General features: G+C 62.5%; 3 protein-coding genes and 1 pseudogene. 2 read left to right on the top strand and 2 right to left on the bottom strand.

Translation table 11 applies throughout. The features are described 5' to 3' along the window. A pseudogene (locus ABJN75_RS17610) lies at positions 1–699 on the top strand (lipid-A-disaccharide synthase); the annotation flags it as partial. A 211-nt stretch (positions 700–910) separates the two neighbouring features. Here the strand turns inward: ABJN75_RS17610 and gltA are convergent. Further along, positions 911–2,200, bottom strand: coding sequence for a citrate synthase (gltA, locus tag ABJN75_RS17605; protein ID WP_348440889.1), 1,290 nt, complete (start codon positions 2,198–2,200; stop codon positions 911–913). A gap of 316 nt (positions 2,201–2,516) precedes the next feature. Here gltA and ABJN75_RS17600 point away from each other — a divergent pair, with 316 nt between their 5' ends. Then, positions 2,517–4,979, top strand: a complete 2,463-nt coding sequence (locus ABJN75_RS17600) for a ComEC/Rec2 family competence protein (protein WP_348440887.1) — start codon at positions 2,517–2,519, stop codon at positions 4,977–4,979. 301 nt (positions 4,980–5,280) lie between these two features. Here ABJN75_RS17600 and lexA read toward each other — a convergent pair whose 3' ends face one another. Next, positions 5,281–5,997: a transcriptional repressor LexA gene (gene lexA, locus ABJN75_RS17595; RefSeq protein ID WP_348440886.1), complete on the bottom strand. Its 717-nt coding sequence runs from the start codon at positions 5,995–5,997 to the stop codon at positions 5,281–5,283. Positions 5,998–6,000: the final 3 nt, after the last annotated feature.

Genomic DNA, 6,000 nt, shown 5'->3' with positions numbered 1-6,000 from the left:
AAGGACCTGAACGGACCGCCACTGAGCTATGTCGGGCATCGGTTGATCGACGATCCTGGCCTGCTTGCGGCGCGCGAGGCGCAAGTTGCCCGCCGCACCGGCGACGATACCGCCAATCCGCCATTGTGTCTTATCCTGCCCGGATCCCGCAGCAGCGAGGTCAGGCGTCTGGCGCCGGTGTTCGGCGAGGCCGCCAGATGGTTGTCCGAACTCGATCCCGCGATGACCTTCGTGCTTCCCGCGGCAAGCCATGTCGAACGCCAGGTGCGCGACGAGGTTTTAGGCTGGGATGTCCCGTGCCAGGTCGTCACCGGTGACGCCGCCAAGTGGGAAGCATTCGGCCGGGCCGATGTCGCGATTGCCGCCTCGGGCACCGTTCTTCTTGAACTGGCGCTCGTCGGTGTCCCGCACATGTCCAGCTACAAGCTCGATCCTGTTGCCCGGCTGTTTTTCAACAGAATCACCACATGGACCGCAGCACTTCCCAACATGATCGCCGGCCAGGTGGCTATCGCCGAGTTCTATGACAATCATGTTCGCCCCGAACGGTTGGCGCGCCTTGCCCGGCAACTGGTCCATGATCCGCGTCACCGCGCAGCAGTACTCGCCGATTGCGAGCTGGTCTGGTCGCGCATGCAAACCGGTGAACCGGCCTCCGAACGTGCAGCCAAGACGCTGTTGTCCGTGCTGGGGCGCTGACGAAACAAGGTCCGCAAAAGCCGGCGTGCTTTCGCACCAAAACCACATATACAAACCACGAGCTGACAGGTGACGCCCGAATCCGGGTGGACGCGATGCGTGTCCGTGTCACTCCCTGAAATGCGGCAACGGCTATCTCTCAGTCGTCGTCGGGCAATAAAAAAGCGCCCGAGGGCGCCTTTCAATGTCGCGTGGCAAATTGCCTGCCGGTTCAGCGTTTTGATACCGGCACATAGTCGCGGCTTGGCTCGCCGATATAAAGCTGACGTGGCCGGCCGATGCGCTGACCCGGATCCTCGATCATCTCGCTCCACTGGGCGATCCAGCCGACCGTGCGGGCAAGCGCGAACAGCACAGTGAACATCGTGGTCGGGAATCCCAGCGCCTTCAGCGTGATGCCGGAATAAAAGTCGATGTTGGGGTACAGTTTCTTCTCGATGAAGTAACTGTCGGTCAACGCGATCCGTTCCAGTTCCATCGCAACCTCGAGCATCGGATCGTCCTTGATGCCGAGCTCGCCAAGCACTTCGTGAGTGGTCTGCTGCATGATCTTGGCGCGCGGGTCGTAGTTCTTGTAAACCCTGTGGCCAAAGCCCATCAGCCGGAACGGGTCGTCCTTGTCCTTGGCGCGGTTCACAAATTCCGGGATCTTGTCGACAGTGCCGATTTCGGCCAGCATGTTCAGTGCCGCCTCGTTGGCGCCGCCATGGGCCGGGCCCCAGAGGCAGGCAATGCCCGCGGCGATGCAGGCAAACGGATTGGCGCCTGAAGAGCCTGCAAGACGCACGGTGGAGGTTGATGCGTTTTGTTCGTGATCGGCATGCAGGATGAAGATGCGGTCCATGGCGCGGGCCAGCACTGGATTGACCACATAGTCTTCACACGGCACGGCAAAGCACATGCGCAGGAAGTTGGACGCGTAGTCGAGGTCGTTTGTCGGGTACACGAACGGCTGGCCGATATGATATTTGTAGGCCATCGCTGCCAGCGTCGGCATCTTGGCGATCATGCGCATCGAGGCAACCATGCGCTGATGCGGATCGGTGATGTCGGTTGAATCGTGATAGAACGCCGACAAGGCGCCGACGCAACCGCACATCACCGCCATCGGGTGGGCATCGCGACGGAAGCCGGTGAAAAACCGGCTCATCTGTTCATGCACCATGGTGTGGCGCGTGACCCGGTAGTCAAAATCTATCTTCTGGTTTGCCGTCGGCAGTTCGCCGTAAAGCAGCAGGTAGCAGACTTCGAGGAAGTCGCCGTGCTCCGCCAGCTGGTCGATCGGATAACCGCGGTGCAGCAGGATGCCTTCGTCGCCATCGATGAAGGTGATCTTGGATTCGCAGGACGCCGTGGAGGTGAAGCCCGGATCATACGTGAACGTGCCTGTCTGCTTGTACAGTGAGGCGATGTCGACGACATCGGGACCGATGGTTCCGGTCTTGACCGGAAATTCGATTTCCTTGCCGTCCATTTGGAGTTTTGCTTTTTTGTCTGCCATGGCATGTCCTTCCACGAATGCAGGTTTCCGGCATGCAAGCCGGTGACCTTGGATGACCGTCATGGGTTAGCTATATGATTTCCCTCACCCTGCCAAGCTATGCGGATGGCTAATTGTGCGGCGCGGAACGGATATGCCAGAGCGGCTTTGGTTGAGATGGTTGCCACCGTCATTCAAACAGCAAGTGCTTAAAAACACAATTCTTGCAGGGATTTGATGCGAGGTTGCAAATTTCCCGCATTCCGTCCCGATGCAATTACCGGTGGCATTGGGACGCCATCCGGGTGTAGTCTGTCAGGCTTCAAGCGAGGCGTGCATGAGGCAGGCGAAACGCATCGGGGAGGTTGTTGAAACCGCGGGGAATCAGGCGTCACTGGGTTCGCACCCGATGCGCGTCGAGGCCGGAACGTCGGACTTGGCGCACCGACGGCCCCAACGCCTTACCGCCACGGAAGCTGCGGTAAAGCCGTGGTCGGGGCAGCCGCGATCTGTCCAGGCCCGGCTGCACGGGTTCCTCGCCGCCGCCGTGCTGAGCGAAGCCGGCCGGGGTGTATCATTCCTGTTTCTGCCGGTGGCGATGGGCGCCGGCGCCGGGCTGTTCTACATGGCGGCAGCGGATCCGGGGCTGACCGCACTGGTTTGCGGTTTTGCCGCGACCTTGCTGTTGGCGATTTTTATCAGCGAGCGCCATATTGGCATCGCCCGCGCCGCCGGGTTTGCCGCGGCGCTGTTCGCCGGTGCGATCGCGGCTGGCGTCGAGCAGCAGTCCGGTGCGGTGTTGCTCGATCAGGACGTGACAACCCGGATTACCGGAATCGTCGAGGCGCGCGAATTCGACGCAGGCGGCAGGGTGCGGTATCTGATCGGGCTGGAGTCAACCGCAGATCCCCAACTCGGACGTCCACCGGAACGGATCCGGCTTGTCGCGCGCGCCCCCCACCATCCATTGCCGGTCGGATCCGCGATTTCGGGACGGGCCAGGCTGTCGGCGCCATCCGGACCGGTGATGCCGGGCGGCTATGATTATGCTTTCAGGGCGTTTATCGATGGCATCGGCGCGCACGGATTTTTCTACCAGGCGCCGGAAACCGCGGCTCCGCTTGCCGAACCGGCATCGCCGTTGCGCTTGCAGGCGTTCAGGCTTGGCTTGAGGGCGGTCAGGGAGCACATCTCGGCGCGGATCCGTTCGGTGCTTCCGGGCGATCCCGGCGGCATTGCCGCAGCCCTTGCGGTCAACGACCGGCGCGGCATCAGCGCGGCAACGGTCGACGCGCTCAGGGCAACAGGTCTGGCTCATATCCTGGCCATCTCCGGGCTCCACATGGCCCTTGCCGCTGGCACGCTCTACATCCTCATTCGCAAGATCCTTGCCACGGTTCCCGCACTTGTGGAAGCCTGGCCGGTCAAGAAGATAGCGGCCATCGGCGCATTGCTGGCCGCGACCGCCTATCTGATGATTTCCGGCGGCAGCGTCTCCACTCGCCGCGCCTGGGTGATGCTCGTCATCATGCTGATCGCGGTGCTGGCCGACCGTCCGGCCCTGACCATGCGCAACGTGGCGCTGGCGGCAATGCTGATTATCCTGCTGACACCGTCGGCGGTGGCGGGGCCGGGCTTTCAAATGTCGTTTGCCGCCACCGCCGCGCTGATCTCGGCTTATGCTGTTCTGGCAACCCGCAAGCGCGAGCGCCGGTCCGGCCCCCCCGGTCTGCTGGCGGGCTCGGCTCCGGGCCGCGTCATCATTCTTGTCGCCAAAGCGGTTCTCGGCCTGGCAATCACCTCGCTGGTGGCGGGACTGGCGACAGGCCTGTTTTCCGCCCATCATTTCCACCGGGTTGCCGGTAACGGCCTTCTGGCCAATCTGCTTGCCATGCCGCTGGTCACCTTTGTGGTGATGCCCGCCGGCCTGCTGGCATTGCTGCTGATGCCGTTCGGCCTTGACGCCTGGCCGCTCCGGCTGATGGGCAAGGGCTTGGAAGGCGTGATCGCGGCGGCGCGTTATGTCGAGGGGCTCGGCGGCGATATCGTCGTCGGACAGATCCCGTTGCAGGCAACCGTGATGGCCGGAAGCGGCCTTGTGGTTGTGATGTTTTTAAGAAGCCGGCTGCGGCTTGGCGGGATCGTTCTGATCGGATTGGGCGCGGTGCTGGCGCTGCCGGCGGTCAGGGGGGTGGGGCCTGACATCCTGATCAGCGAGGACGGCAATCTGGTGGCGCTCGCCGGACCCGGCGGCTTGGCCAGCAACGCGGCAAGACCCGGCGAGTTCGTGTTCAGGCAATGGCAGGCAGCACTGCGCCAACCCCAGCATGTGACGCCGGTGTCGTACAAATCCGCGACTTCGCAAACAGTCGGAGAAGCCGAAATTCTCGATCAGTTGCTGGCCTCGGCCGTAACCGCGCAATCGCGGTTTCACTGCGCCGGGCGCGGCATTTGCGCCGCCATTCATCGCCAAGCCAGAATCATCGCCATCAACGACGCGGCCCTGATCGGCGCCGCCTGTGACAGGGCGGATCTCGTCGTGGTCGCGATCCCGGTCTATATGCGCACCTGCCGTTCCGGCGCCAGTCTCATCACATCCCGCGGGCTGCGCCGCAGTGGTTCGTTGGCGATCAGTATCCGGCAGCCGCCGTCGCACTCAACAACGACACCGGATCCATCCGGCAAGCCTCGCGCCAGGCCTGACTTCAGGATCGTCGCCGCGCTGCAGGGCGTCATCCGGCCCTGGACGATCCAGCGTTATTATGACTGGCGCAGCCGAAGCTATGATCTGCCGCAATAGCCCACGCCGCGCCGGTACTCCATGCGCGCCATCAGCTCGGCGTGGAGCCAAAATCTCACCATGCCGGCATTCAATCGCGATCCTGTGCCGGCAAATATCCATCGGCGAAGCGGCGCCTCTCAGGCGTGGCATCGAACCAGATCGAGCTGACGCGCATGGAGAATGTGCGTTTCGCAGACCGTAACCGCAAATCGCAGACAGTCATCGCCCAACCGATGCACACAACTGCGCATCTGCCCCCAGCATGCTCCAGTCCGGCCGGCAGGGTCAGGCGTCGCCCGGGCTGTCGCAGGAAACCGGTCTAATGATAGCGGCGGATCAGCCCGACGAGCTTGCCCTGAACCTTGACCCGGTCCGGACCGAAAATCCGGGTTTCATAGGCCGGATTGGCCGCTTCGAGCGCGATTGAGGCCCCCTTGCGGCGGAACCGCTTGAGCGTTGCTTCCTCATCATCAACCAGGGCCACGATGATGTCGCCCGGACTTGCCGTCGAGGCGTTGCGGATCACCACGGTGTCGCCGTCAAAGATCCCGGCTTCGATCATCGAATCGCCCTTGACCTCGAGCGCGTAATGTTCGCCCGGTCCGATCATTTCCACCGGCACGGTAATGTTGTGGGTGTTGTTCTGGATCGCCGAGATCGGCACACCGGCTGCGATGCGGCCCATCATCGGCACTTCGGCCACCTGCGACGGCTCGTCATTGGCGGGTTCAGCGCGGCGTACCGGTTCGGGCTGCTTGCCCAGGCTGCCTTCGATCACGCTGGGCGAGAAGCCGCGCCGCGGTTGCAGATTGGCTTGATAACTGTCGGGCAGCCTGATCACTTCGAGCGCGCGCGCCCGGTTGGGAAGCCGGCGAATGAAGCCGCGTTCTTCCAGCGCTGTGATCAGCCGGTGAATCCCCGATTTGGAAGCAAGATCAAGCGCATCCTTCATTTCGTCAAAAGAGGGAGGGATGCCGCTTTCCTTCATTCGTTCATTGATGAAGAGAAGAAGTTCGTGTTGCTTGCGCGTCAGCATAGT

Source organism: Hoeflea sp. (assembly GCF_039975035.1).
Classification (GTDB): domain Bacteria; phylum Pseudomonadota; class Alphaproteobacteria; order Rhizobiales; family Rhizobiaceae; genus Hoeflea.
This window is presented reverse-complemented; position numbering and strand designations above follow the sequence as displayed.